The organism is Thioclava sp. F28-4 (assembly GCF_002020045.1).
Classification (GTDB): domain Bacteria; phylum Pseudomonadota; class Alphaproteobacteria; order Rhodobacterales; family Rhodobacteraceae; genus Thioclava; species Thioclava sediminum.
Genome location: NZ_MPZQ01000002.1, coordinates 1 through 25,051 on the forward strand (window position 1 = coordinate 1; position 25,051 = coordinate 25,051).

The following is a 25,051-nucleotide window of genomic DNA, read 5'->3' on the forward strand; positions in this document are numbered from 1 at the left end:
AGTTTTATCGACGGTCTCCTGCAAGGAGCGGAGCCTGTCTATGTCCCGATGCACAGCTGGGCTTACCTGTCGGATGCGGCTATCCGCCTGAAGGTTTCTCCTGGCACCATCATTCGCCTTATCGAAGAGAGAAGGCTTCATCGAGTTGGCAAACACGTAAGCCGCGACGGGTTCGCTGCGATTCTGGTGACGCTCGATGAAGTCGAAAGGTTGCTCGATCGCCCCACTACACCCGGGATCAGCATTCAGGTTTTCGCAAAGCAATGCGGGCTCAAGGACGTCTACCTACGCCGGCTCGTGCGCATGGGGCACATCCCGTCAACGGAAGGCCGAAATCCGAAAACAGGAGCGAAACAACGTTTCCTGTCGACCGAGGACATCGAGGCCTTCTATGCTAGGTTCATCACTTTACGCGACCTCGCCGTGGAGCATGGTATGAACTGGCAGGCCCTCCGCCACGAGCTGGCGAAACGAGGAATTGCCCCCTTCAGCCCGGATGGGGAGGACTATGGTGCGGTGTTCGAGCGGGATACGATCACGCTTTAGCCGCCGCGGATGCCAGCTGCTTCAAACACCACCTATGCCACTTTTCTCTAGTTGCGTCAGAGCGCTATCCCCTAAAGTAGTTACGTGCATGCCGGTCCTTACGGGGCCCTAGCTAGTGCTCGAAGATCATCATTTGTGGCTAGCTCGGAAAAGCTCACCCCATTATCGTCCACAGTGAAACTCTTTCCACGGGGAGGGTTCTGTGTGTGACCTACCAGACGCGAAGAGCGACGTTCACTCCGGGACCTACAAAATACTTTCCAGAGGGATTTTTCTGGGCAGGCCGAAGCGCATGAAGCTCCGTGGCGAGGTTCCGCCAATGAGAAAGCCAGACACGGCCCGTTCAGCGTCGAGCGCCCATTTGCGGGCGAAACAGCTTAGCATTTTTATCGGGCATTATTGACCCAAGTATTTTTGTCGGTTATTCGACGGACGAACAGACAAGCAGGAACATCATGACCCGTATTTCACGCATCATTCCCGCGTTCATCGTGCTGGCCTATGCGCCGGCCCTTGCCGTGGCAGATGAGGCCGTTCCCACGATCACCCTGACAGACGGGGTCATCGCTCCGCAAACGATCGACCTGCCAGCAGACACCGGGGTGACGCTCACCGTTTCCAATACCGGCAAGACTGCAGCGGAATTCGAGAGCAAGCGCCTGCGTATCGAGAAGATCATCGCGCCGGGCCAGACCGAGACGATCGACCTTCCGGCACTACCTGCTGGCAACTACCCCTTCGTCGAGGAATTCCACGAGGATCTCGACACCGCCAAGGGCACGATCGTCGTCAAATAATCCATCTTCCACCCGCAGGAGAATGTCATGGACGGACAGATCATCTTCATCCTGTGGCGCGAAAGCGTCGAGGCGCTTCTCGTCATCGGCATTCTCGCAGGTTGGCTCGCGCATGAAGGCGCCGGACGTCGAGCGGCGCGCTTTCTTTGGGGCGGCGTGCTGACGGGGCTCGCGCTGGCGCTGACCTTTGCGCTGACGCTGTTGGGCTTCTCGAAGCTTCTGTCGGCGGATGTCCGGCAGGACCTGATGACGGTGATGGTCTTCGTCGCGGCCGGGCTGATCGTGCAGATGGTGGTCTGGATGCGCGGCCATGGCCGCACGCTGAAACGCGACCTCGAGGCCGGGCTGAAAGCTGCCGCGATACGCCAAAGCTGGTGGGCGGTCTTCATCCTCGCGATGGCGGCGGTGGCACGCGAAGGCTCGGAAACGGTTGTCTTCCTCTACGGCTCGCTCGCGGCGGCGAAGCAGAGCGAGATGGCAGGGGTTCTCGCCTCGATCGCCGTGGGCGTGGCTGCCGCGGGGGCAAGCTATGCGGCGCTGCGGGCCGGGGCGCGTTTCATGCCGTGGCGTGGCTTCTTCCGTGTGTCCGAGGTCATGCTGCTGCTTCTGGGCGCGGCGCTTTTCACCACCGGTGTCGATGATCTCGTCTCGGCAGGCATCCTGCCCTTCGGCGCGCCGCTCTGGGATATGAGCGCGGTGCTCGATGACGGCGGCCGTCTTGGCGGGCTGATCTCGGCGCTGACTGGCTATCGCGCCGCGCCGGACGCTGCGACGCTGGGCGGCTGGATCGTCTACTGGGCCACGGTCGCAGGCATCCTGCGCTGGCAGAGCCGCAGCCTGCAGGCCCGTCTGGCCTGAGGCTCGTCCTTACAATTCAATTTTTTTGCCCCGGCCGGGATTATTCCCGCGCCGGGGTCGTCTTTCTCTCTTGCGCTAGCCAAACCCAAGAGGAGGCACATAGAAAACGCCCTCTATTCAAGGTGTCGTTCTATCGATCATCGGGGATGAGTTCAGCTGACAAGAAAGCACCTAGTTTTATTGGCTTGAGCCCTCATCTTTTGGGAGGTGCCCGCCAGACGCGCAGACAATCAATTCTGCCCGACTGGCAACCCCGAATTTCTCCATCAAGCGCTCCTGATATGTCCTCACAGTGAACTGGGAAATCCCGAGCATCTTCGCGATTTCCTTGTGTGTCCGGCCCCGAAGCAGCCCGTCGAGCACATTGCGTTGCCGATCGCTCAGCATGACATCACTGTCAGGTCGAGCGGTATTGGTCTCGGGGTAAACCCGGTAGCCATGCGCGACCGCCTCAAGCATCTTCACCAGGTCGGTCGGTTGCGCGTTTTTCAGAACATATCCGCCAGCGCCAGCAGCCATCGCGGCCTCCATGTCTGAAGCGTCCTCGGACACGGTCAACATCAAGACCGGCGGGTCTCCACCGAGCGCTTTCAGTGCTTCGATGCCATCACCTTCGGGCATATGCAGATCCATGAGAACGATATCGGGCGTCAAATCCCGTGCCGACGCGACACCGCTTTCACCGTCTGCGCATTCCGCCACAACGCTGTGACCATAGTCTTCTAACACGCGCCGTAGCCCGCTCCGGAAGATCGGATGATCATCGACGATGATTATGCGCATTTCTAGAACCGCCCCGTTTTCAAGTTAACATCAAACATAAAGCATTCAAAATCAGATCGATGGCAGCTTCACCTGCACTTCGGTTCCCGCATCGTCATGCGAAACTGAAAACCAGCCGTGCAACTCTTCGACCCTCTCGGCCATTATCTTCAGGCCGTGATGACCACTCGAAGATGTGCTCCCAGACGCAGGATCGCGGAATGTGCCGTCATCAAGAACCGTCAGCACGAGTTCGTCGTCGGCCTTGTTGAGTGAGACGGTGACCGTCCGGGCTCTGCCGTGTCGCACCGCGTTGGCGATAGCCTCCTGAAGAATGCGCCCAAGTTGCCATGCGGTTTCCGGCTCGAGGTCGATCGGTCCGGCGTGAAACGCAAGCTCGATACCACGGGTCTCGCTGGTCGCTCTCGCAATCCCCTCGAGGAAGTCCGTTGCGACCTCGGCATTTTCCGGTTTCCGGCGAAAGCCATCCACCGCCAAACGCGTGGCCTCGTAGGCATCAAGCGCGGCTTCGCGCAGTTGATGGCAGCGATCGACCGCGGTGGGGCGCCCCTCGGAGATCAGTGTTTCGAGATGACCAAGCTGCATGTGAACCGACGCGATCGATTGGCAAACCTCGTCGTGCAACTCACGCGCGATGCGCTGACGCTCAGCCCATAGAGCCTGCTGATACCCTTCGACGATACGCGTGAGAGTCGCACTGTGACCAGCAATCATCTGGACCAATGGCGGGTCCAGAGTCGCGGTGTCGATCTTTCTCCCGCCCGCAGATTGGAGCAGCAGCGCGCCATCTTGCGTGCCTTTGACACATACCGTCGCCCCGTCTTCGAAGGACCAGACGCCAATTGGGCGGGTAAAGACTTCATCGCTCACAGGATGTGTGCGGCCCTCCGTTGCCTGTAACTGCCATGTGTCCGCGTGGCGCAGATAAAGGCTCGCCCCGTCGGCTTCGGCAGCATCGCACATCACCCGTAACAAACGATGGGTCTGGCGCGGACCTATATCGGAAAAGCGCTCATGCCCCGGGTCAAGCGCGGAAAGTGCGTTGGCCTCGACCTGCCTGAGACGCCAGCGAAGCCGGAGCTCCGCTGAGAGGATGGAAAGACTGGTTTCATCAAAGCTGTCCCAATCCTCGGTGGAAACTGCGATCCTCCCCAAATCCGTATCGCCTTCGTGCAGTGTAAAGACGCGCTCTGAGCCATCTGCGGCCATATCACGACCGAACGAGCGTCCGACAACGACCACTTCGGGTCGGACGCCTGGCGGAGTCCAGATCAAGCGCAATCGATCGGCCCTAAGGGCTTCACGGGAAAGCTCCGCAAGCGGGTTGAGAATGTCGGCGACGGAAGGTGCTGCGGCGAGCAGACGAACAGCTCCGCTCAATGCCTCATGCTGGCGGTTCTTGCGCTCCAAATCCAAAGCCGTGCGGCGAAGCTCGGCATTCGCCGCCTCGAGTGTCATTGCCCGCCGCTCGAGGAGCCGTAAAACGATCGCCGTCAATGTCGGCACGATGGCCGCATGCATAATGATGATCATCGTAAGTCGTTGCTCTGTCGTGTGATTGAGCAACAGGATGTGCGGTGTGAGGCCGAGGATCGCCGAAAAGGCGATCAGAGGCCATCTGAAAGCCGTCAGAAACCCCGATGACGCTCTATCGACGGTTGGCATCGCGCTCCTCCCTTCCACGCGTGTGTCGATCTGCTGTCCTCCAAACCGGGGACAGCTGTCCTCCATCGCGTGGCTATTCGGCAAAAATTTGCCGGTTACCCTTTTAGGAAATCACCAGCGAAAGGGGGAGGTCGCAAGGTGAAAAACGAATTCAAAGGGGAAATGAAAAGCGTCAGCGGTTGGTCGGTCCTGTCCGGAGCCGTGGTGCTGGCTGTGCTGACTGGCAGCATGTTGGTCTGGGCCGATAATGCCCGACCTGCCGACCGGACGCATTTCACGATTCATATGCTCGATTACGCATTCGAGCCTGCGCATATGGTTTGGCACGTGGGCGAAACCGTGACCGTAACGCTCGTAAACGACTCCGAAGCGCATCCCAGAAAAGGACACGAATGGATGGTCGGTCGTGGACCGAACCTAAAAGATACGGTCTTCGGACCGCGTCACGTAGACGGTTTTCATGTGCCCTTTTTTAAGGATGTAGACGTCAAGGTGGTCAGCGGACACGACCTGGTCATGTTCATGGGGGGCGCAGCGCACTTGAGCGGCGTGCCAGTGAAAGACGTTCTTCGCAAAGGACCGATGGGGCCGATGGAAGAGATGTCGGGCTTTATGCCTCTGCTCGATGCCGCAGGGCAGCTGACGATTTCCTTCAAGGTGCCGGACAAGCCCGGGCAATGGACCTACGGCTGCTTCCAACAATCAGGCCAGCATTTCGTGAACGGCATGCGCGGCACTATCGACGTCGTCCACGACAAGCCGAAAGCGTGAGGGGAAGGGCTATGGACCGTGAAACCCGCAATCACATCCTCTGGCTGAGCGCTCTTTGGGTCGTTTTCAGCGCGCTTGGTGAATGGCTCGTGCAAGTGGCCGTGGAACATTGGCCCCTGATTGCCTCAACGCAAGGCGCTGTCACCGGCGAGGCGATATTCTTCCTGATGCGTGCGACGGTGCCGGTCTTCGTGATCGTCACTCTAATCATTGGGTATTCGGCAATCCGGTTCCGGGTGCCACAGGACGACGAGAAGCCAGCCGAGGCGCAATTCGCCACCAATGGCCTCTTCATCGCGGCTTGGGTCGGCCTGAGCGCCCTGCTGAATGTGATCTTCATTATCTATCCCGGCGTCTATGGGCTCGAAACTCTGTGGTCGAGCGCACGCGCGGCGGTTGCCCAAAACGCCCTCACGGTGAAGGTTACCGCAAAGCAGTGGGAATGGGACTTCAGCTACCCGGACGAAGGTATCGAGACCGTCGACAAGTTAATTGTTCCGCTCGACCGACCGATCCATTTCATCCTTCAGTCCAAGGACGTGATGCACTCTTTCTGGGCGCCTGCCTGGGGCATCAAAAAGGCTGTAATCCCCGGTGAGACACGCGACCTCGTCGTGACCCCGACCAAGATCATGGACACTTTGAGCGATCCGACCATGCGCATTCAATGCGCCCAAATCTGCGGCGCCGGCCACCCGGTGATGCGCAGCGAGCTGCGCGTGGTGTCCGCCGCAGATTTCGACACTTGGGTCGCCAAGCAGCAAGACGCAGCGAAGCAAGAAGCCGGCTCGATGAGCGGCATGAATATGGGCGGCGGTGGTTCTGACCAATCCGGCGGAATGCAAATGCAGGACAACGCGTCCGGAAACATGAACATGAACGGTTCGGGCCAGTCCGGCAGCGCGTCGATGCAGGATCAGGGTGTCGGCAGCATGGATATGAGCAGTGAAGGCTCTGGCGGATCGGGGAGTATGAACATGCCCTCCAGCCAATCGAACACTGACATGCAGATGCCCAATATGGACAGCAACGGCTCAGGGAATTGATGCCGGGGGAGCGATAGGAGGACGCCGATGAGCGATCATTCCGGAACGATGGAGACGAAAGAGAAGCGGCATGGCTGGCTGCATCATGCGGCGCCGATGTTGCGGGCTGCATTATGGGCCGCGATCGGGGTTCTGGGGGCCGACTGGCTCGTTGCGGTCCTCCTGAACGACCGGCTGGCAGGGGAGTGGCCGGTGGTTTCGGCTTTCTTCGCGGGCACGGCTGGCTGGATCCTCGGCGGCGGTGCATTCGAGGCCTGCATCCGGCCTTGGTTCAGAAATGCGCCGGCCTGGGACGAAGGGCACGGGATCGGCCGTTTTTTGCGCTTTCACACCGATCACAAGATCATCGGGATGCAATACCAGATCACGGCAATCCTAACGTTCCTTGCTGCCGGGCTGGCGGCGATGATGATGCGGCTCGAGCTTCTAACTCCAAATCTCGACGTTTTTCAGACATCTCAGGCCTATAACGAAGCATTTGGCGTGCATGGCAGTCTGATGCTTTTCGCGGTGTCCGTCGTGGCTATCGTCGGCGGCTTCGGGAATTATTTCGTCCCCGTCATGGTAGGCGCTGACGACATGACATTTCCACGCCTCAACGGGCTGAGCTGGTGGTTCCTCGTGCCGGGCGTGATGGCGATCCTTCTGAGCCCCCTTGCAGGCGGTTTCCAGACAGGCTGGACAGGATATTCGCCCCTCGCGGCCGAGGATGCGGTTGGACAAGATCTCTATTATCTCGGTGTCTTCGCGCTCGGACTGTCGTCTCTCTTCACCGCGATCAACGTCATATCCACGACGCTCTACATGCGCGCCCCGGGACTTGGCCTCGGCCGCTTGCCGATGTTCGTCTGGGGAATGTTCGTGACCTCGGTGCTGAACCTGCTTTGGGTGCCGGTGATCGGAACGGGGATGATCTTCGGTCTCGCCGATCGCACGCTTGAGACCCATTTCTTCGACAGCGAAGGCCTCCCGGTTCTTTGGCAGGACTTGTTCTGGCTCTTCGGTCATCCGGAGGTCTACATCATCATGCTCCCCGCCTGGGGATTGTGGCTCGAAATCATTCCCGTTTTCGCGCGCAAACGCCTCTTCGGCTACGGATGGGCCGTCGCCGGAATGATCGGGGTGACGGTGCTGTCCAGCTACGTCTGGACTCACCACATGTTCACCACCGTCGCGGACAATCGTCTGGTCCCGTTCATGACGACGACGGAGTTGATCTCGATCCCAACCGGCTTCATGTATATCGCCGCGCTGGGGACGCTCTGGAAGGGACGACTTCGGTTACGCACGCCGATGCTGTTCGCCCTCATGAGCGTGTTCAATTTCCTCATCGGCGGCTTCACAGGCGTATTCCTCTCCGACGTGCCAGCGGATTTCCAGCTCCACAACACCTACTTCGTCGTGGCCCATTTCCACTACACGATCATCGGAGGCATGGTCTTCGCGTGGCTTGCTGGCCTCTACTATTGGTTCCCGAAATTCTCGGGGCGGATGTATAATGAGGGCTGGGGCAAGCTGTCGGCTTGGCTGGTGTTCTTCGGGTTCAACCTGACATTCCTCGGCATGTTCGTGGCCGGCTTTGATGGCATGAACCGGCGGGTCGCGGAATACATGCCCTATCTCGGCAATATCAACGAATGGGTCTCGATCTGGGCCTTCCTCTTGGGGCTCGCCTTCGGGATCGCACTTCTGAACCTGCTCGTCAGTGCGATCAGCGGCGAACCTGCAGGCGACAATCCCTGGGGCGGCAAGACGCTCGAATGGCAGACCAGTTCGCCGCCTCCGCACGGCAATTTCGTGCGAGAGCCCCTCGTTATGGACCATTTCTACAACTACGGCGCGGGAGATCAGACATGAGCACCGCAAGCATCAATGTCCCGAAGGATCTGAGCGAACGCCAACGACGAATGTATCGAGGTTCTTTCTTTCTCGTGATCATTGGCGAAGCGATGATCTTCGTCACTCTGTTTTCAACGCGCTTTCTGCTGGCGGGCACCGGGCACCCCGACACACTGAACACCCCGCTCGGACTTGCGGTAACGGTGCTTCTCGTGATCAGCCTCGCGCCGCTCGCTCTTGGCCTCGGCCGGGTGCAAAAGGGCTCTAGCGGTGCCTCCTGGCTGTGGCTCTCCGTGCTTCTGGGGCTCATCGCCTTGGCCCTGATCGTCTACGACTGGTCGACCCTCCAAGTGGCGGTCGGCAGTCGTTTTGGCGAAAATTACGTCATGAGCACAGGCTATCATGCCCTGCATATCTTGCTTGGTCTGATTGGGCTGGCCGTAATCGCGGGAGCCGACGGGCGCCGGGCCTTCACCGCAGGCAATCACTGGCAGGTCGAGGCGGCAGCGATGTTCTGGACCTTCGTCGTGATGACCTGGCTGATACTCTATGCCGTTTTCTTCATCTACTGAGCGGAGGTCCGATATGTTAAACCTCAATGTTCCTGAAAGTCCTGGCGAACCGATCCTGTGGTGGTTGTTCTGGTTCACGGTTTCGGTCGTCGTCTACACAGTTCTGATCGTCTGGTTCTGGCGCGCCTTGAAGCGTGAAACCCGCGACCTGCCCGACCCGGGCGAGCCCCGTGATGAGACGTCGGTATGATCCGCTTGCCCCATATTGAAGCGCCGCGCACGCCCGTCTCCGAACTGGCGAGAGCCTATTTGGAGTTGTGCAAACCGAAGGTCGTGATGGTGATGATCTTCACGGCATTGGTGGGCGAGCTTCTGGCCGATCCGTTGGCTCTACCGATCCGGGCGCTTGTTCTGGGCAATCTCGGCATCGCCATGGCGGCAGGATCGGCGGCGGCAATTAACCATCTGATCGATCAACGCCTCGACGCACGCATGGCGCGCACGCGCCGGCGCCCGATCCCGACAGGGCTAATTTCTCCGGGCCACGCGCTGGTATTCGCGCTGGCTCTGGGCACAGCCGGTCTGATCCTCCTCTACACTTTGATCAATCCACTGACTGCCGGGCTGACGTTCGCCTCGCTCATCGGCTACGCGGTCATCTATACGGGGTTTCTCAAACGCGCGACGTCGCAGAACATCGTGATCGGCGGTCTCGCCGGTGCGGCTCCGCCGCTTCTGGGCTGGACGGCCGTGACCGGCCGAATCGAAGCGCTTCCGGTTCTGCTGGTGATGATCATCTTCGTTTGGACACCCCCCCATTTCTGGCCTCTCGCGATCCACCGCATCGAGGACTACCGCCGCGCCGAAGTGCCGATGCTGCCGGTTACCCATGGTGAGGTTCACACGCGCTGGCAGGTGCTGTTCTACACTACCCTGATGGTCGCGGTGACGCTGGTGCCAGCATTGATTGGTTTGACCGGCTTCATTTATCCCGCAGCTGCGCTGACGCTCGGCGGCATGTTTCTGTTTTATTCAATAGCGATGCTTGTTTCGCCCGACCCGAGCTGGCCGATGCGAACTTTCCGCTTCTCGATCACCTACATCCTCCTGCTGTTCGGAGCGCTTGTCATCGACAGCTATCTCATGGCGGCTCTTTTATCCTGAGGCTGTGAGACAGGACCGCGACTGATATAATGGGATGAACCGCCTTCCCACCAACCCGCTGCGATCGTTGCGGGCATAGGTGGAAGGAAGAGTATTTCAAAAACATCAAGGTTCTGGGATTTGATCTGTGCAAACCCGTTTGGAGTCTTGCCGGGCAGGACGAGACGGGAGCGGTCGTATTTCATAAATGGCTCCAGCGCCATCGGCTGGCTCATTCCGGGTTCTGGGACACAACTGCAACGGCTGCCGAGAAATGTCTCGGTAGCCGTTTGATTTTATGAACATATTTTTACACGCCGTTTACACGAGCAGCGGGAGAATTGTCCCGACGCAACAGTAAGCAGAAAAATCGCTTTGGGATTTCGTTGGCAGGAAAAATGGCCAACATCTCGTTCGGTCCTGGAGGCCTTCTTGACAGATCAATACCGAAAGATCGGAGGCCGAATGGTCAAGAAGCTTCAACAGCTGAACCTACCGGAAGTCTATCCTGCCGTGTTGGCAGATTTCAACCTCAATACATGCGGCGACCCAGACTGCGGCAACTTCGGTGTTGCACCGGACTTCACGATCCCGGTGTTCAAAGGAAAAAACGCTGCACAGCGCCAGCAGGCGGCCGCGGCGAGCATTCCGGCCCTGACGACCGGGCTCGGCTCCTACACCATGTCGAGCGACGATCATCATCCCCGTATTTCGGAGGTCTTCGAATACGACGGTGATCCGGTCGGTTGGGACGACGGCCGATCCATGGAGTGCGGTCATCAGCGCGGAAACGGCGTCTGCGACATCAGCTTCACGATCCTGTCGAACGAGCACTTCCTGGAAGAGTATTATCGACTGCTCTTCGCAGGCGGCAGCCTCATGGGGCCGGTATGCGGCGCATGCGGCGCGCGGTATCTCGCGAACCCCGACGAGTTCATCTTCAACGGCACCCACGGGAAACTGGCGGCTGGTGGCAATCGCCGAAGAGCGAAGCCCTCAGGGTTCCGGATCATCCACCGCCCCTGCAAAGGTAAACGTGGCGCGCGGATCTCGGTATCGCTGGATCACCAAGCGCAGAAGCAACTGCGCGACAACGTCCGCATCCTGAGGTGCATCGTCAACGGGGACAGCATCACAACCATGCGCCGTGTGCTGGCCGACCCCGACACCGGAAAACAGATCGGCGTCAGCCGCCTCTACAGTCGAATCTTCTGGTTGGAGAAGACCCTGCTGGCTTTCGAGCAAGCGAAGCTGAGGGAGTGGAAGCAGAAAGAGGATGCGTCGGAACGTTTCAGCCACACGAGGATCGCCCACGATGACGTGACGATCTCTGTCAACTGGGAGAGCCGTCTCGATCGACGGCTCACACCGCTCCAGTTTTCTGTCTCCGCGGATATTCGAAGCGGATATGTTTTCCGGATCGACGCGAACTTCGATCCGAATGTCGATCCCGTCGAGTTCATTGAGGAGCACTACCTCGACGACGCAGGTCAGCCAACCAACCTTCGACAGACCTACACCCAGAAGTCGGGCATCAGCTTCACGGTTCCCAAGATGCACTTCCAGCGGCCCAGTGGGCGGCTGGACGAGGCCATGCTCTTTGCCAGCGCCGAGGGCCGTTGGCGGGTGTTTTCCGAGCGCGTGAACAATGCCTACGAAAAGAGAGTGGATGCCGGCATCGCACTTCCTCCGGAGATTCAGGACAAACTCAACGAAGCCGAAGACAAACGCTTCCAGTTGGACCAGATCCGGCAGGGATATTTCGGGTTTCACGACACAGACCGGGACTTCCGAGGCAGCTTCAATGGAAGTGTGGTGAAGCCGACCTATACGAAGGCCGCGCACCTCGCGTGCCTGCGGGACATGCTGCCAAAGGGCAAGATCACCCTTGTCGGTGAGCAGGAAGCGACAATGGTCCGTGTCGTGCCGCACGTCTTCAGGGGCATGATCGATGACGACATGTTCGAATGGTTCGTCATCTCTTTCGACAAGGAGGTCTCTGCGCCGAAAAGCAAGGAGCGTATGGCGCGGTTCAGAGAGGCCCTCGAGGGTTACAAAGAGAAGGTCCGCGCGGTTCTCGGCGAGGAAATCTCGGACCGGTATCTCTTGGAACAGTTCTGTGCCGAACGGATGTCTACGGCGTTCACAGAAGCGCGAAACGGGGTGAAAATCCCGTATTCGATCGCGAACTTCCAGTCGCGCCAGTTCCCGCAGATTTGGATACGATCACCGGCCGAGTATTTCGGCGAAACGCGGAAGATCGTCGGATTCCCCCTTCTTCGGAAGAAATATCGCGACCCGCTCAAGAAGCTCGCATTCGATCAAGAGATCAGCGATCCCGACCTGAGGGCCGCGCTGGCGCGACGAGCGCTGAGAGCCACTGTGCAGCCCGTTTCCACCTTTATGGCCTCCTTGCGTCATCGAACGAGTCCAACGAAACGAGCTGGAGGCAAAGGGTCGCGAAACGGACCGGCCTACATCAACGGGGCTGTCTTCAATCCTGCTGTTCTGATGGCATTCCTCAACATCTACAGGGTCCACTACAACTGGTTCGAGCCGCGGCAATACAAGGGCCCCGGCGCGAGCGCCGGCAGCGAGGCACCGGTCGAAGAGGGAATGTCCGCAATTCGCGTTCCCGGGAGCGATGAGACGATCGAGGTGCCCAAGCGCGCTACAACATCGCCGGTGATGCTTACGCCTGCAATGCGGCTGGGCGCAGACTCGGTAAAGGCGAACGGTCGAACGCGGAAGGCGCCTGATCCGAGGCGCGTCCTTTACCGGCCCTGGCTGTATCACGGCACGCCGCTTTGGAAGAAATTCGAGACCCGATAGCTGCGGATTGCCCGATGCGGTGGGGACTCCAGCTCGTTTACGACGCCGTATGTCCTTGCTGAAGGATGTCGATCAGCGGACACTCAGGCGTATCGGAGCCGGTGCAGCACGCAATGGTCTCGTCGAGGATAGCCTCGATCGCCTGAAGATCGCGAATCTTGGCGCGAACCACATCAAGATGGTGGCGCCCCATCTGCTCGACCTCGGCGCAGGTTTGGCTTCCACAATCGACCAGGCCCAGCAGATCGCGGATTTCCTCCATGGTGAAGCCGAGATCCCGGGCCCGCATCACGAAGCTGAGCCGCTCCACATGGGCTGTGCCATAGCGGCGATGGCCCGAAGAGGTGCGCGGCGGATCGGGCATCAGGCCGACGCTCTCGTAGTAGCGGATCGTCTCGAGATTGCAGCCGGTCAGGCGGGCGAGATCGGAGCGCTTCAGCTCGCTCGCGTTGGCGTGATCGTCTGGCACTGGATTTCTCCTTGATCCTGTAGTTGCTACAGACCCTACGTTGTAGCTCGATGAAAGACAACGGGATGAGGCGATGACGTCGGAAGCGATCGAGACCGAGCGAAAGGCTGATGAAAGACCCGACAGGACGGGATGGGCCGCGACCGGCGCCGGGGTGCTCGGCGCGCTGGCAATGACCTCCTGCTGCATCCTGCCTCTTGTTCTGGTGAGCCTTGGCGTTACCGGGGTCTTCATCGGGCAGCTCACCGCGCTCTACGCCTACAAGTGGGTGACCTTTTCCTTCGCGGCAGCGGCGCTCAGCTATGGCTTCTGGAAGGCCTACCGCCCGGTGTCTACCGAGGATTGCGGAGACGGTGCCTGCGCCCGTCCCGTGGATCGCCGTCTGATGCGCGGGCTGCTCTGGGGAGCGCTGGCGGTCGTGCTCCTGGCTCTGGCCTTTCCCTACGCCGCTCCCCTCGTCCTGACATTCTGACACGGAGTTCTCATGAAACGCATCCTGCTTGCTGCGATCCTGCTTGTGGTGCCCGCGGTGGCCCTGGCTGAGGAAGCGCAGACTCGGCTTCACGTCACGGGGCTGACCTGCCCCTCGTGCAGCTACATAGTCGCGACCGCGCTCAAGCGGGTGGACACGGTCGAGATCGCCGAGTTCGTCGAAGGCGACGCCGAGGATGGTATCTATGTTCTGCACTACGACGATTCCGTCACCGACCCCGACGCTCTGATCGCGACCGTCTCCGGCGTCGGATACGGTGCGACTTTGGTCGACGGGAGCGGGTCGTGACCGAACTCGAAACCTCCTCCAAGAAAAATGACCGCCTCCTGAAATACGGGCTGATCGGCACCGTCCTCGTCGCGCTGTGCTGCTTCACCCCGATCCTGGTGATCCTGCTGGGCGCGGTCGGACTTTCGGCCCTGATGGGCTGGCTCGACATCGTGCTTCTGCCCGCGCTCGCGGTGTTCATCGGCATCACCCTCTACGCGCTCTGGCAGCGCCAACGCACCAGATGAAGAGAGACTGACATGAGAGATTGCTGCACTTCCAAGGGCGGCGCCTATGACCTTGCCGTGATCGGCGCGGGCTCCGCCGGATTCTCGGCCGCAATCACCGCTGCCGAGGCCGGGGCCCGGGTCGCCCTGATCGGTGACGGAACCCTTGGTGGCACATGCGTCAACGTGGGCTGCGTGCCCTCCAAAGCTCTGATCCGCGCGGTCGAAGGCCTGCACCACGCGCGCGCGGCCAACCGGTTCAACGGCATCGAGGGGGAGGCCCGCGTGACCGAGTGGGCCGCGACGGTGGCACAGAAGCAGGCGCTGGTGGATGAGCTGCGCGCGGCGAAATACGCCGACGTGCTGCCCCGGCACGAGAATGTAGAATACATTGAGGGCCGCGCCCGTTTCGACGACGACGGCCGACTGACCGTGAACAGCGCCGCCTTTCCGGCGACGAAGATCATCTTAGCGACTGGCTCCCGGCCGCATGTGCCGGCCATTCCAGGCATCGAGGAGGTCGACGCCCTCGACAGCACTTCGGCGCTGGAGATGACCGCGCTACCTTCCTCTCTGCTGGTCCTCGGCGCGGGCTACATCGGCGTGGAACTGGCGCAGCTTTTCGTCCGGGCTGGCGTCGCAGTAACGCTGGTCAGCCGCAGAGGCGTGCTTCCGGAGGCTGAGCCGGAGATCTCCGAGGCGCTGGAGATCTACCTTGCCAGGGAGGGCATCCGCCTCGCGCGCGTCTCCGGCTACGACAGTGTGGCGCGCCACGGCGGTGGCGTGCGTTTGACCGGGAACGAGGGTGAGACCTTCAGCGCCGAGCGCCTGCTGCTCGCCACCGGGCGAATGCCGAACAGCGACGGGCTGAACCTGGGTGCCGCCGGGATCGAAACCGATGCGCCGGGCGGGATCGTCGTCGACCCGCAGATGCGCACCGCCAACCCGAACGTCTGGGCCGCGGGCGATGTCACCGGGCGCGATCAATTCGTCTACATGGCGGCCTACGGCGCCAAGATCGCCGCCCGGAACGCCGTGGCGGACGAGGCGCGCACCTATGACAATGGCACGATGCCCTGGGTGGTCTTTTCCGACCCGCAGGTGGCGGGCGTGGGCCTGAGCGAGGCGCAGGCCTGCGCCGCCGGGCACGAGGTCGTCACCTCGGTTCTGCCGCTCGACGCCGTGCCGCGCGCACTGGCGGCCCGCGATACGCGTGGGCTGATCAAGCTGGTGGCGGAGGCGGGCAGCAAGCGGCTGCTGGGCGCGCAGATCCTCGCCCCTGAGGGCGCCGACAGCATCCAGACCGCCGCGATGGCCCTCAGGGCCGGGTTCACCTACGAGGAGCTTGGTGACACGATCATGCCCTATCTCACGACGGTCGAGGGGCTGAAGCTTGCCGCCCAGACTTTCGAGAAAGACGTCGGTGCACTCAGCTGCTGCGCGGGGTAGCGACCCTCGACCACGACAGGAGACCCAAAATCCCATGCCGACCCTTGCCGCCTATATCGGCGCCGCACTTGCCGAAATCGCCGGTTGCTTCGCCTTCTGGGTCTGGCTCCGGCTGGACAAGCCGATCTGGTGGGTCGGTCCGGGCATGGCTTCGCTCGCGCTGTTTGCCTACCTGCTGACGCTGGCTGACAGCGCCGCCGCCGGACGAGCCTACGCAGCCTATGGCGGCATCTATATCGCGGCCTCGCTGTTCTGGCTCTGGGCGGTCGAAGGCGTCCGGCCGGATCGGTGGGATCTGATCGGCGTCAGCATCTGCCTTCTGGGCGCCGGCATCATTATCGCAGGGCCCCGTGCGCCGGTCTGACCCCACGCAGCCACTACGAAAGAACAAGGAGCAAAGATGACCGACAAGCTCGACCTGATCGTCATCGGTGCCGGCATGGCCGGGATCACCGCCGCAAAGAAATGCAGCAACGCCGGCTGGTCCGTCGCCGTCGTCGACGAACTCCCCTACGGCGGCACCTGCGCGCTCAGGGGATGCGACCCTAAGAAGATGCTGCGCGCCGGAGCCGAGGCAATGGAGGCCGCGCAGCGACTGTCCGGCAAAGGCATCGCGGGCGAGACCCGGATAGATTGGCCGGCCCTGATGAAGCACAAGGAGAGCTTCACCGATCCGGTGCCCCAGAGCATGGAGAGTGGGCTGAAGGAGGCTGGGGTGCGGACGTTCCACGGTCGGACCCGCTTCACCGCCGAGGACAGGATCGAGATCGAGGATCAGGGCGAGATCGCCTTCCGCCACGCACTGATCGCCACGGGGGCCAAGCCACGGCCTCTGGAGTTCCCCGGCGCCGAGAAGCTGATCGACAGCACCGACTTCCTGAACCTCGCCGAATTGCCCCGTCGGATCGTCTTCGTCGGCGGCGGTTACATCTCTTTCGAGTTCGCGCATATCGCGGCACGCGCCGGAGCTCAGGTGACGATCCTCGACCGTGGCGCGCGGCAGCTGAAGATGTTCGATCCCGACTTGGTCGACATGCTGCTTGATCGCAGCCGCTCCGCGGGGATCGAGATCATCGACGAGGCCGCGATCGAGCGTGTCGAGAATGCGGACGGGGCGCACCGAGTGGTCTACCGGAAGGCGGATGGCACCGACACCATGGAGGCCGATCTTGTCGTGCATGGTGCCGGGCGGGTGCCCTCGGTCGACCATCTCGAGCTCGGCGCCGCAGGCATCGCGACCGAGCAAGGCGGCGTGAAAGTCACGCCATGGCTGCAATCGCCGTCGAACTCGCGCATCTTCGCGGCCGGCGACGCCGCCGCCTCGCCCGGCAAGCCGCTGACCCCGGTAGCGGTCTTCGAGGGCAAGATCGCGGCATCGAACATGCTCAAGGACAAGCGGACAGAGCCCGATTACACCGGTGTGCCGAGTGTGGTCTTCACCATCCCCGAACTGGCGCGGGTCGGCATGCTCGAGGAAGAAGCGCGCGCGAGGGGGGACGTCGAGGTGCGCCTCACCGACACTTCTGGCTGGTTCTCGCAGAAGCGTTTGGGTGAAAGCCATGCCGGCGCAAAGGTAATCACCGCTAAGGACGGCAAGATCTTCGGCGCGCACATGTTCGGGCCCGACTACGCCGAACTGATCAACGTCTTCTCACTGGCGATCAAGCTGGGACTGACGGCTGCGCAGGTTAAGGCCATGCCGGCTGCCTACCCGACGGGGGCATCCGACATCGGGTCGATGTTCTGAGCCCTGCGCGTCTTCGCCTGGAGGGTTCGGCGCAGAAAGGCGCGATAAGAATGTTGAGAGCCGGGAAACAGATCGTTTCCCGGCTCTGTGTCCCAAATCCCGGAACGAGCCAGCCATCGGCTGCTGGACTTTCTTGATATTCTTTTGCCCTGCGTCGTAGCCATGGAAGCCTGTGGCGGGGGGCATCAAATCGGGTGGCTTTGTATTCAGACCGGAGATGAGAATACGTCCACCTGCATGCTTGGGAGACCGGATCGGAGACAAAGCGGTCATCCGGAAATGGATGACCTTCTACAACCACCAGCGCCCTCACTCAGCCCTGGGCGGTAAGCCACCGGCGGGTGATCTGTTGGCAGAGAAATGATATCAACCGACCCGATCAGCAGGTGCAAAGAGTAGCTTAAATCTTCCCGAAAACTGTCCAAGAGATAGGGAGTAGCTCATATGTCCCTGCTTTAGCAGTCATGTGACAGTGAACTGCCCCATCATTCCACCATCTTCGTGCTCGAGGATATGACAGTGATACATAAACGGAGTGCCACGATCCGCGGCTTGGTCGAAGTCAATCAATATCTCGGCCCGACCATTTACAAGCACTGTGTCCTTCCAACCTGTGTTTTGAATGCTCGGGTTTCGACCGTTTTCCGTTAGAACCTGAAACCTCACACCATGAACGTGGAACGGGTGCATCATCATGCTTGAGGAGACTTCCCAGATTTCCGTTGAACCTTTGGCAATCGATAGGTCAATCCGCCTCATATCAAAGGCGCGGCCGTTGATGCCGAACCGGTCATTGAGCCCGCGCATCATCATGCCCATCCCCATCGGCATATCGAGCGTAATCTTGCGGCGACCGCCGGAAGAGCTCTTCCCGGCTGGCAGATCCCCACCTAGGTCGGTGGGGATTTTCGCGATGCGTGCGGGAAGAGTTCCATCCACAGAAAATGGAAGCACTTCGAAGTCCGCCCCTGCCCCTCCCATCATTTGATTTGGGCTTGCCGCAGACATCAAAGTGCCCCCTTCTCCGCGTGAAAAGTCAACAAGGACCTCGTAGCGCTCGCCGGGAGCGATCACGAGTGACTCGATCGCGACCGGACGATCGAGATATCCACTGTCCGTCGCAATGAGATGCATCTCGCGACGATCCGCAAAGGTCAAAGGATAGATCCTTGCATTGGACCCGTTGAGAAGACGCAAGCGAACAATGCCACGCGGAACGACAGCATGGGTGCCCATCTGACCGTTGACCAGCATGACATTGCCCATAAAGCCCATCATCTGGTCTGGCATCGACAGACCGTAGTCGATGCGGCCGCGCCGGTCGAAGCGCCTGTCCTGCAGGACCAATGTAAGGTCATCGATACCATATTCCGATGGAAGGCCTTTCGCATCGTCCTGTCCGTCCGTTACGTGCAGAACTCCAGCCAATCCTTTTTGAACCTGCTTTCCGGTCTCCCTGTGAACGTGCGAATGATACCAGAGCGTGGCTGGGGGTTGCATCACATTCAGTTCGGGAGCCCACGTCGCACCAGAGGCAATCGTCTGATGCGGACCGCCGTCAGCGTGACCGGGGATCAGCATGCCATGCCAGTGAACCGAGATTTCTTCGGGTAGTGTGTTTTCGATCCGCGCTTGCGTCGAAGCCCGCGAAGAAAGTCGAAGTGTTGGCCCCAAATAAGATTGGTTGAAGCCCCAAGTCTCACCAGCCCCAAGTCCGGTGAAATCCCTCATGCCCTTCTGCGCAGTCAGACTGAAGCGCCGATCTCCCGTTGCGTCCACTAAGGGCGGCATTGCCAATTTCCTGGCTTTTGTCTGCGCGCCGGCAGCGAGCGGGGCAGCCGAGAAGGATAGTCCCGCCAAGCCCGAGATGAATGCTCTACGATCGATCATTGTTTATATTGTCTCTCAGGCGAGTTCTTTGGGAAGGTTAGAAAGTGCGGTTTCTTTCGACACGGTGGGCAAACCTTGTTCGATCCAACCAGGAAGGCCCGGTGCGCCGAGCATCCCACCTACGGCGTCAACGAAACCTGTTGCATTCGCTTCACGCAACTTTCCCATGACGAAACCCGAACGATGGCCGGTCCGACAAATCAAAGCGACAGGGCGTCCCTTCGCGAGATCGCGGGCCGCGAAGAGGCGTTCCCCGAACCGGGGATGGGTCATATCAATTGGCCAAGCCCCTTTTGCGACGCCGGTTTCCGTCCATTCGTCTGGCCTGCGAATATCCACAAGCCGTGCCAAATCGCGGTTCAATGCATCGTGAAGAACCTCGAGCGACCACATGTCGTGAGTTTCCGCCCAAGCGGGCGCATATGCGAATACGACACTCGAAGCGAAAATGCTCAAGGTATCACGTCGGGTTAGCATGTTGTTTCTCCAAAGTTTATTTCGTGCATTTACGCCCTCTACGCTTAGCGCTTGCGCCTTCGCTCTGTTCCTAACGGCCAGAAGAAATGATCTAAGAGCATTGCGCCAGAACCGGCTGCGAAATTGGGGCCGCAGCGCCCAATCTCGGGCCATGCAAATCCACCCGTGGAAGAAAGTTTGCGATCCGTGGGTCGATGACGGTGGCCGTCAGCAAGAGCGGCGCTCCTTCCGAGAATGGCTATGGCGGGACAGACTAAGTATAAACATCTGAACGTTCCGAGGTGCAGTCGCGGAATTGTATCCGTTTGTCGCATTGGACTAAGGCTAACAGCATTAGCTACAAGAAAGATGCCAGACGTCGAGCTAGCACAGTTGATGAGACCCATGCAGAACGCTCCACATATCCTTATCGTAGATGACCACGAGCAAATCCGCAGAAGCGTCACTCGTTATTTGACGAAAAACGGTATGCGGGCGACCGCTGCAAAAGACGCGGAGGAGATGGACACGAAGTTGGCTCTCGGCAACTATGACCTGTTGGTGCTGGATGTCATGATGCCTGGCGAAGATGGTCTCTCAGTCTGCCAACGTTTATCGGACAAAGGGCGCTTACCGATCATCATGTTGACCGCCTTAGGAGATGACGAGGACCGAATTACCGGCCTTGATACCGGTGCCGACGATTATCTGCCGAAGCCCTTCAATCCCCGCGAGCTGCTTGCGAGGATCAAAGCGGTCCTGCGACGAAGCGAAAATCAGGAAGTTTTCACCGGAAACTTGAGCGGTCGGAAAGTTCACTTTGCACACCTTACTTTGGAGGTTGATCGGCAAGTTCTCGTTGACAAGACTGGACACGAGACCGCCCTCACGGTCGCTGACTTCAAGCTCCTGATGGTCCTGCTAGAACGACCTCGGGTGGTGTTGAGCCGTGACCAGTTGCTTGATTTGTCCCAAGGTATTTCTGCCGGCCCGTTGGATCGAAAAATTGACAACCAGATTTCTCGCCTTCGACGCAAACTAGAACCCGACATCCTCCGGCCCAGTATCATAAAAACGATTAGGGGTGGTGGCTACTGCCTATCCGTGGACGTAGAGGTTTCCGGATGATCGGGCGCTTCATGCGGTCTTTGAGAGTCCAGCTCGTGCTCCTGATCATCGCCGCGCTCGGCGTAGCGCAGCTTATCAGCTTATGGCTTTTTGCAGATGAACGTAGCCTCGCCATTCGAGCGGCGTTAGGATTTGAGGCTGCTGGACGCGCTGCCAACGTCGCCCGCCTGATCGAAGAGGCGCCTGCAGACTTGCGCCCGTCGATTATCCGCGCGGCGAACTCCCCACTTGTTCGCTTCGACTTAACTGCAAAGCCGCTCGTTCAGCATACGGATCATTCCGATGGTGGGGTGGTTGAGGCACGCGTGCGCGGGCTTCTCAATGAAAGCTACAGTCGCGATATTCGTGTCGAGCTACACCAAATCCAAGGCGCTATCCTACCACTGCCGAATTTGTCGCGCGAGATGACGGAAATGCACTTGGCCATGATGCGCGGCGAACTCTCCGCAATCGAAATGAACCTCTCGATCTCGATTGCCGGTGGCCAATGGCTAAATGTCAGCACGCGCTTCGAACGCCCACCGATTCAATGGCCTCGCTACTCAATTCTGACGTTCGGCCTTACGGCGATGGCCCTTCTGGTCGGGGTTACTTGGTTTGTAATGGCGGGCCTATTGGGTCCCTTGAGGCGATTGGTGAGAGCGTCGGACCGTCTAGGACGTGGCGAGAACGCGAACGCGCTTCCAGAGAGAGGCCCCATGGAAGTGCGAGAATTGACCGCTGGCTTCAATCGAATGCAGGAAAGGCTGACGCGGTTCGTGACGGACCGCACGCGCGTTCTTGCAGCGCTCGGGCATGATCTGCGCTCTCCGTTGACCGCCATGCGCGTCCACTCGGAAATGGTTGAAGAAGAAGAGTTACGTGAAAACCTCGTGTCGACCGTCGAGGAAATGCAATCAATGGTCGAGGCAACTCTTACCTTCGCGAAAGGGCTTTCGGGAAGCGAGGAGATGCAGGAAGTTGAGTTGCAGACATTCCTCGAAACTCTCCAAACCGATATGGTGGCGTCTTTTGGTTTAACAGCCGGTCCCACTGTCCGGGTGCGCTTGCGCCCGAACGCGACACGTCGCGCATTGCGGAATGTGATCGAAAATGCCGTCAGGTATGGCGGATCTGCGACTGTAGGGTGGCAGGTCCTCGGTGAAGACATCGAAATCACGATCTCTGATAAAGGACCGGGCATTCCAGCCAGCGATCTGGAGCGCGTCTTTGACCCGTTTGTCAGACTTGAAGAAAGCCGTTCTCTTGAAACTGGCGGACATGGGTTGGGGCTGTCGATCGCGCGGTCAATTCTGCATGGACAGGGAGGTGAAATTAGCTTGGCGAACCATCCCGGCGGGGGGCTCGTCGCGACAGTTCGGCTGCCGAAAGCAAAGCCACAGCTCGATTAGATACGATGCAGGCAAGCCTGAAGCCGCTCCTACGCGCCCGCGGCACTCACGGGGCCATATGAAAGAACCCATCTGCATCCCGCGCTGAAAGAATTTCGGAGGCAGGCGACATGGCCATGCGTTTTGAACAGATCCTCGCGAAAGGGATCGCACAGTGACTCCCCAACTCAAAACAAGTGGTGATGGAGATGAGCGTTGCCGCTCATCAGTCCGGGGCTCCTGCCGCTCCCGTCAGCTCAGTATACTTTCCATCGCCATCCGAATTTGTGGAAGAACCAGCATCTCGCAACGCCGTAAGGACGGCACCGCTGGACAATATCTCCGAGAGAATAATCCCTTCGGGAGCGGAAGGTCCATATACCGCATTAAATGGAATGCCGTATCTGTTGTTGGCTTCCAAAAATCGAGCGATCGCCTCGTTCGGCCGCGTCCAATCCGCGAGCATCGGAGAAACCTCTGGCCCATTCAAGGCAGCGAGAACTGGATCGCGTTCCAACACGAGGGCCTTGTTAGCTTTGCAGGTCAGGCACCAATCTGCGGTCACATCGACGAACACGACTTCTCCGCGCGACACCCGCCGGGCAATGTCGCCACGGTCAAATGCGATCCAAGAGATTGTCCCGCTTTGACCGGCAATTTCAGGGCCCGTGGTCAAAGATGGCGCGGCCACGATCGCTAGTGCCGCAAGGGTGAGCCCCAGTGCCCAACGCAGTTTTCTTGAAAGCCATGTAGATACCGACACTACAGCCAGCGCCGCTCCGAGTGAAGCGACGACAAGCGCAGCGCGCCAACCGGCTACACCGATGAGAACATAAAACAACCATGCTGCGGTGCCGATCAAGAGCAGACCGAGGCCTGTCTTCAAAGCGATCATCCAGCGGCCGGGTTTCGGAAGGAACCGAACGAGACCTGGTGCAATAGCTACGAGCATATATGGAGAGGCGAGGCCGAGCCCAAGCATGGTGAAGACCATAGCGATGTCCATTGCACGGCCCGCAAGAGCGAATGCGATAGCCGTCCCCAGAAACGGTGCGGAGCAGGGAGTTGCCATGACAGCCCCGAAAAGTCCGGTGGCAAAATCAGCCCAGTATCCGGCCCCGCCGCCAACTCTCGTTAACCGAGTTGTCAGAGCCGCTGGCAGAGAAATTTCAAAGAAGCCGAAGAGGTTCGCGGTAAACAGGCCGAGGACAAGCAACATCAGCACCAGAAATACTGGGTTCTGGAATTGAAGCCCCCATCCGACGGCAACGCCGATCCTTTGCAAAGCGAAGAGTAGTGTCGCAAGCAGCCACATGAAGACCATGACTCCGGCTGCGGCGGCGAGGAAGCCTGCTCTCACTTGACCACGACTGCGACCCTCGGATTTCATGGCTGAGGAAAGCTTTATAGACAGGACAGGAAGAACGCAGGGCATAGCATTCAGGATCAGCCCGCCGAGAAATGCGACAAGGGCAATCCAGACCAACTGATCGACGCCTGGGATCACTCGGGCAACGTCGAATGGAGGAACTGGCGCGGCGGTCACAGGTTCAGGCGTAACGGTAAAGGCGCGTTCTGGCCCATCGGTAACAGTCACTGACAGAGGTGTAGCTTTCTCCGCCATATAAGCAAGAATGGGAAATTCCGCCCAAAGCGTCCGTGATCCTCCGACTCTTATATCGGGTTTTCCCAGCGCACCTCCGTTTCCGATTTCGGGAAAGAGATCCGGCGCCTGGAACTCGCTGCTGGACGTAATCTCAATGGTCAGGCGAGTAAAATCTTCGTTTATATGAGACCTCGCGGTGGCGATGCCTGCGGCATCCCCTTCGGCGGGAACGCGCGCCAGAAACGTGCCGATGCGATCTGCCGAATCCTGATCAATTCCGCTTCCATTTGGCAACCTGAGCACCAAATCAAAGTCCTGCGGGACGCACACCTCCGAGCAGGTCAGCAACTTGACGTTGGCCTTGAGGTCTACAGGCTGCCCTGGGTTCTCTAGAGTGACTTGTAGCGGAAAGACGACCTCTTCATGATAGCCGAAATTCTCGATGCCGAAGGCAGTAAACCGTTCCGGTGCAGGCCAGAGGAAATCGACGCTCGCAACGTTCTCAGATCCACTCCAGTCAATTTGCGGAGGAACGCCTACCTCTCCGGGAGAGCGCCAGTAGGTTTTCCAACCATCGCCAAGATTGAGCTCCAGACCGGCGGAAAGAGTTTCAGCCTCTGCCGACACGGCGTCTTGAGCCGAAATCAGCCGCGCCTCGACGGCTGCAACTTCATATGCAGAGGAACTCGCGGCTGTTGCTGTTGTCGGCATCAATAGGCCGAATTGGGCCACTGCAATCGCGCCGAGCCAGAGGAAACCATGCAGCGCGAATCTAAACTTCATCAAATCGTCTCCCCTGGCATTTGATTAGCCACGAATTCCGTTCACCTACTTTCGCGGACCGGCTCACCGACCCATTTGGATTCCGAGCCTGGCGAAACTGGCCTCCAGTCAAGTGGGCAAGACTTGTTTAGCTCGCTATTCTGCCTCTGGGTCAAGGATACAGTTCGATACAAAAATCACTGCCCGCCATGGTTGAGGTTCGAGCCATCCCGAGTATTCGATGAGACGTCCCGTCCAGAACCCCACGATGAACAAATGGCAAGAAATCAAAGTCTGAACCGGCGGAGCTTTGTAATGTTGTCCGGTGCCTTCGTCACCCTCCCGCGAACGCGAGCATTCAGATCTGAGCTTTTCCGACCGAGATGTCCCGAGCG

At 59.5% G+C, this 25,051-nt stretch carries 24 protein-coding genes and 2 pseudogenes; 19 read left to right on the top strand and 7 right to left on the bottom strand.

The genetic code is table 11. The annotated features are described in order from the left end of the window. From BMI87_RS22470 to BMI87_RS04750, 3 genes and pseudogenes are all read left to right on the top strand, one after another. Positions 1-546 (top strand): annotated as a pseudogene (locus BMI87_RS22470) (hypothetical protein); the annotation flags it as partial. Between the two features lie 455 nt (positions 547-1,001). Beyond that, positions 1,002-1,343: a cupredoxin domain-containing protein gene (locus BMI87_RS04745; protein WP_078520047.1), complete on the top strand. Its 342-nt coding sequence runs from the start codon at positions 1,002-1,004 to the stop codon at positions 1,341-1,343. Between the two features lie 27 nt (positions 1,344-1,370). Then, positions 1,371-2,201, top strand: a complete 831-nt coding sequence (locus tag BMI87_RS04750) for an FTR1 family protein (protein WP_078520048.1) — start codon at positions 1,371-1,373, stop codon at positions 2,199-2,201. 177 nt (positions 2,202-2,378) lie between these two features. Here BMI87_RS04750 and BMI87_RS04755 read toward each other — a convergent pair whose 3' ends face one another. Together BMI87_RS04755 and BMI87_RS04760 are read right to left on the bottom strand one after the other, a co-directional pair. Further along, entirely contained in the window at positions 2,379-2,984 is a 606-nt protein-coding gene (locus BMI87_RS04755) for a response regulator transcription factor (protein ID WP_078520049.1), read from the bottom strand. A 51-nt stretch (positions 2,985-3,035) separates the two neighbouring features. Continuing rightward, positions 3,036-4,649 carry a histidine kinase gene (locus tag BMI87_RS04760; RefSeq protein WP_168174829.1) on the bottom strand — a complete coding sequence of 538 codons (1,614 nt, stop codon included), beginning with the start codon at positions 4,647-4,649 and terminating at the stop codon, positions 3,036-3,038. Positions 4,650-4,787: 138 nt separating this feature from the next. Here BMI87_RS04760 and BMI87_RS04765 point away from each other — a divergent pair, with 138 nt between their 5' ends. Genes BMI87_RS04765 through cyoE form a run of 6 tightly spaced genes read left to right on the top strand, consistent with a single transcriptional unit; the run spans position 4,788 to position 9,981 of the window. Next, on the top strand, positions 4,788-5,420 hold the full coding sequence (locus tag BMI87_RS04765; RefSeq protein WP_078520051.1) for a hypothetical protein: 633 nt from the start codon (positions 4,788-4,790) through the stop codon (positions 5,418-5,420). A gap of 11 nt (positions 5,421-5,431) precedes the next feature. Continuing rightward, positions 5,432-6,466 carry a cytochrome c oxidase subunit II gene (locus BMI87_RS04770; protein WP_168175162.1) on the top strand — a complete coding sequence of 345 codons (1,035 nt, stop codon included), beginning with the start codon at positions 5,432-5,434 and terminating at the stop codon, positions 6,464-6,466. Positions 6,467-6,493: 27 nt separating this feature from the next. Further along, positions 6,494-8,323, top strand: coding sequence for a cbb3-type cytochrome c oxidase subunit I (locus BMI87_RS04775; protein WP_210402457.1), 1,830 nt, complete (start codon positions 6,494-6,496; stop codon positions 8,321-8,323). Then, positions 8,320-8,877 carry a cytochrome c oxidase subunit 3 gene (locus BMI87_RS04780; RefSeq protein WP_168175163.1) on the top strand — a complete coding sequence of 186 codons (558 nt, stop codon included), beginning with the start codon at positions 8,320-8,322 and terminating at the stop codon, positions 8,875-8,877. The genes BMI87_RS04775 and BMI87_RS04780 overlap by 4 nt, the downstream gene beginning before the upstream one ends. A gap of 13 nt (positions 8,878-8,890) precedes the next feature. Next, on the top strand, positions 8,891-9,067 hold the full coding sequence (locus BMI87_RS22475; RefSeq protein WP_168175164.1) for a hypothetical protein: 177 nt from the start codon (positions 8,891-8,893) through the stop codon (positions 9,065-9,067). Continuing rightward, complete coding sequence (gene cyoE, locus BMI87_RS04785) at positions 9,064-9,981, top strand: heme o synthase (RefSeq protein ID WP_078520054.1); 918 nt, start codon at positions 9,064-9,066, stop codon at positions 9,979-9,981. Before BMI87_RS22475 ends, cyoE begins: the two co-directional genes overlap by 4 nt. On the opposite strand, the gene BMI87_RS21980 is transcribed toward cyoE, so the two are convergent. Continuing rightward, complete coding sequence (locus BMI87_RS21980; protein WP_146681512.1) at positions 9,954-10,196, bottom strand: hypothetical protein; 243 nt, start codon at positions 10,194-10,196, stop codon at positions 9,954-9,956. The two genes, cyoE and BMI87_RS21980, sit on opposite strands and share 28 nt — an antisense overlap. A 229-nt stretch (positions 10,197-10,425) precedes the next feature. Between BMI87_RS21980 and BMI87_RS04790 the strand changes: the two genes are divergently transcribed. After that, complete coding sequence (locus BMI87_RS04790) at positions 10,426-12,792, top strand: hypothetical protein (RefSeq protein ID WP_078520055.1); 2,367 nt, start codon at positions 10,426-10,428, stop codon at positions 12,790-12,792. 37 nt (positions 12,793-12,829) lie between these two features. On the opposite strand, the gene BMI87_RS04795 is transcribed toward BMI87_RS04790, so the two are convergent. Next, positions 12,830-13,261, bottom strand: a complete 432-nt coding sequence (locus BMI87_RS04795) for a helix-turn-helix domain-containing protein (protein ID WP_078520056.1) — start codon at positions 13,259-13,261, stop codon at positions 12,830-12,832. A gap of 73 nt (positions 13,262-13,334) precedes the next feature. Here BMI87_RS04795 and BMI87_RS04800 point away from each other — a divergent pair, with 73 nt between their 5' ends. From BMI87_RS04800 to BMI87_RS04830, 7 genes and pseudogenes are all read left to right on the top strand, one after another. Then, positions 13,335-13,733, top strand: a complete 399-nt coding sequence (locus BMI87_RS04800; protein ID WP_078520057.1) for a mercuric transporter MerT family protein — start codon at positions 13,335-13,337, stop codon at positions 13,731-13,733. Between the two features lie 12 nt (positions 13,734-13,745). Then, the gene (locus BMI87_RS04805; protein ID WP_078520058.1) at positions 13,746-14,042 is read left to right on the top strand and encodes a heavy-metal-associated domain-containing protein; all 297 of its coding nucleotides are present in this window, start codon (positions 13,746-13,748) and stop codon (positions 14,040-14,042) included. After that, complete coding sequence (gene merF, locus BMI87_RS04810; RefSeq protein WP_078520059.1) at positions 14,039-14,269, top strand: mercury resistance system transport protein MerF; 231 nt, start codon at positions 14,039-14,041, stop codon at positions 14,267-14,269. The genes BMI87_RS04805 and merF overlap by 4 nt, the downstream gene beginning before the upstream one ends. A gap of 12 nt (positions 14,270-14,281) precedes the next feature. Continuing rightward, a complete protein-coding gene (merA, locus tag BMI87_RS04815; protein ID WP_078520060.1) occupies positions 14,282-15,697 on the top strand; it encodes a mercury(II) reductase in 1,416 nt (471 codons plus the stop codon). 34 nt (positions 15,698-15,731) lie between these two features. Next, positions 15,732-16,061: a YnfA family protein gene (locus tag BMI87_RS04820; protein ID WP_078520061.1), complete on the top strand. Its 330-nt coding sequence runs from the start codon at positions 15,732-15,734 to the stop codon at positions 16,059-16,061. Between the two features lie 36 nt (positions 16,062-16,097). Further along, the gene (locus BMI87_RS04825; RefSeq protein WP_078520062.1) at positions 16,098-17,444 is read left to right on the top strand and encodes an NAD(P)/FAD-dependent oxidoreductase; all 1,347 of its coding nucleotides are present in this window, start codon (positions 16,098-16,100) and stop codon (positions 17,442-17,444) included. A 221-nt stretch (positions 17,445-17,665) separates the two neighbouring features. After that, positions 17,666-17,808 (top strand): annotated as a pseudogene (locus BMI87_RS04830) (integrase core domain-containing protein); the annotation flags it as partial. A 98-nt stretch (positions 17,809-17,906) separates the two neighbouring features. On the opposite strand, the gene BMI87_RS04835 reads toward BMI87_RS04830, so the two are convergent. Both BMI87_RS04835 and BMI87_RS04840 read right to left on the bottom strand, forming a co-directional pair. Continuing rightward, positions 17,907-19,334 (bottom strand): multicopper oxidase family protein, encoded by a 1,428-nt coding sequence (locus BMI87_RS04835; RefSeq protein WP_078520064.1) that lies wholly within the window; start codon positions 19,332-19,334, stop codon positions 17,907-17,909. A 15-nt stretch (positions 19,335-19,349) separates the two neighbouring features. Continuing rightward, complete coding sequence (locus BMI87_RS04840; protein ID WP_246832093.1) at positions 19,350-19,727, bottom strand: rhodanese-like domain-containing protein; 378 nt, start codon at positions 19,725-19,727, stop codon at positions 19,350-19,352. Between the two features lie 468 nt (positions 19,728-20,195). On the opposite strand from BMI87_RS04840, the gene BMI87_RS04845 reads away from it, so the two are divergent. Continuing rightward, a complete protein-coding gene (locus BMI87_RS04845) occupies positions 20,196-20,918 on the top strand; it encodes a response regulator (RefSeq protein ID WP_078520554.1) in 723 nt (240 codons plus the stop codon). Next, a complete protein-coding gene (locus BMI87_RS04850) occupies positions 20,915-22,309 on the top strand; it encodes a cell wall metabolism sensor histidine kinase WalK (RefSeq protein ID WP_210402189.1) in 1,395 nt (464 codons plus the stop codon). Before BMI87_RS04845 ends, BMI87_RS04850 begins: the two co-directional genes overlap by 4 nt. Before the next feature lie 205 nt (positions 22,310-22,514). On the opposite strand, the gene BMI87_RS04855 is transcribed toward BMI87_RS04850, so the two are convergent. After that, positions 22,515-24,677 carry a protein-disulfide reductase DsbD gene (locus BMI87_RS04855; protein WP_078520066.1) on the bottom strand — a complete coding sequence of 721 codons (2,163 nt, stop codon included), beginning with the start codon at positions 24,675-24,677 and terminating at the stop codon, positions 22,515-22,517. Between the last annotated feature and the right edge of the window lie 374 nt (positions 24,678-25,051).

Bases quoted from the DNA above. Each gene is read 5' to 3' on its own strand.
- BMI87_RS04745 (WP_078520047.1), top strand. From the start codon at position 1,002: ATGACCCGTATTTCACGCATCATTCCCGCGTTCATCGTGCTGGCCTAT.
- BMI87_RS04750 (WP_078520048.1), top strand. From the start codon at position 1,371: ATGGACGGACAGATCATCTTCATCCTGTGGCGCGAAAGCGTCGAGGCG.
- BMI87_RS04755 (WP_078520049.1), bottom strand. From the start codon at position 2,984: ATGCGCATAATCATCGTCGATGATCATCCGATCTTCCGGAGCGGGCTA.
- BMI87_RS04760 (WP_168174829.1), bottom strand. From the start codon at position 4,649: ATGCCAACCGTCGATAGAGCGTCATCGGGGTTTCTGACGGCTTTCAGA.
- BMI87_RS04770 (WP_168175162.1), top strand. From the start codon at position 5,432: ATGGACCGTGAAACCCGCAATCACATCCTCTGGCTGAGCGCTCTTTGG.
- BMI87_RS04775 (WP_210402457.1), top strand. From the start codon at position 6,494: ATGAGCGATCATTCCGGAACGATGGAGACGAAAGAGAAGCGGCATGGC.
- BMI87_RS04780 (WP_168175163.1), top strand. From the start codon at position 8,320: ATGAGCACCGCAAGCATCAATGTCCCGAAGGATCTGAGCGAACGCCAA.
- BMI87_RS22475 (WP_168175164.1), top strand. From the start codon at position 8,891: ATGTTAAACCTCAATGTTCCTGAAAGTCCTGGCGAACCGATCCTGTGG.
- cyoE (WP_078520054.1), top strand. From the start codon at position 9,064: ATGATCCGCTTGCCCCATATTGAAGCGCCGCGCACGCCCGTCTCCGAA.
- BMI87_RS21980 (WP_146681512.1), bottom strand. From the start codon at position 10,196: ATGAGCCAGCCGATGGCGCTGGAGCCATTTATGAAATACGACCGCTCC.
- BMI87_RS04790 (WP_078520055.1), top strand. From the start codon at position 10,426: ATGGTCAAGAAGCTTCAACAGCTGAACCTACCGGAAGTCTATCCTGCC.
- BMI87_RS04800 (WP_078520057.1), top strand. From the start codon at position 13,335: ATGACGTCGGAAGCGATCGAGACCGAGCGAAAGGCTGATGAAAGACCC.
- BMI87_RS04805 (WP_078520058.1), top strand. From the start codon at position 13,746: ATGAAACGCATCCTGCTTGCTGCGATCCTGCTTGTGGTGCCCGCGGTG.
- merA (WP_078520060.1), top strand. From the start codon at position 14,282: ATGAGAGATTGCTGCACTTCCAAGGGCGGCGCCTATGACCTTGCCGTG.
- BMI87_RS04820 (WP_078520061.1), top strand. From the start codon at position 15,732: ATGCCGACCCTTGCCGCCTATATCGGCGCCGCACTTGCCGAAATCGCC.
- BMI87_RS04825 (WP_078520062.1), top strand. From the start codon at position 16,098: ATGACCGACAAGCTCGACCTGATCGTCATCGGTGCCGGCATGGCCGGG.
- BMI87_RS04835 (WP_078520064.1), bottom strand. From the start codon at position 19,334: ATGATCGATCGTAGAGCATTCATCTCGGGCTTGGCGGGACTATCCTTC.
- BMI87_RS04840 (WP_246832093.1), bottom strand. From the start codon at position 19,727: ATGTGGTCGCTCGAGGTTCTTCACGATGCATTGAACCGCGATTTGGCA.
- BMI87_RS04845 (WP_078520554.1), top strand. From the start codon at position 20,196: ATGCAGAACGCTCCACATATCCTTATCGTAGATGACCACGAGCAAATC.
- BMI87_RS04850 (WP_210402189.1), top strand. From the start codon at position 20,915: ATGATCGGGCGCTTCATGCGGTCTTTGAGAGTCCAGCTCGTGCTCCTG.
- BMI87_RS04855 (WP_078520066.1), bottom strand. From the start codon at position 24,677: ATGAAGTTTAGATTCGCGCTGCATGGTTTCCTCTGGCTCGGCGCGATT.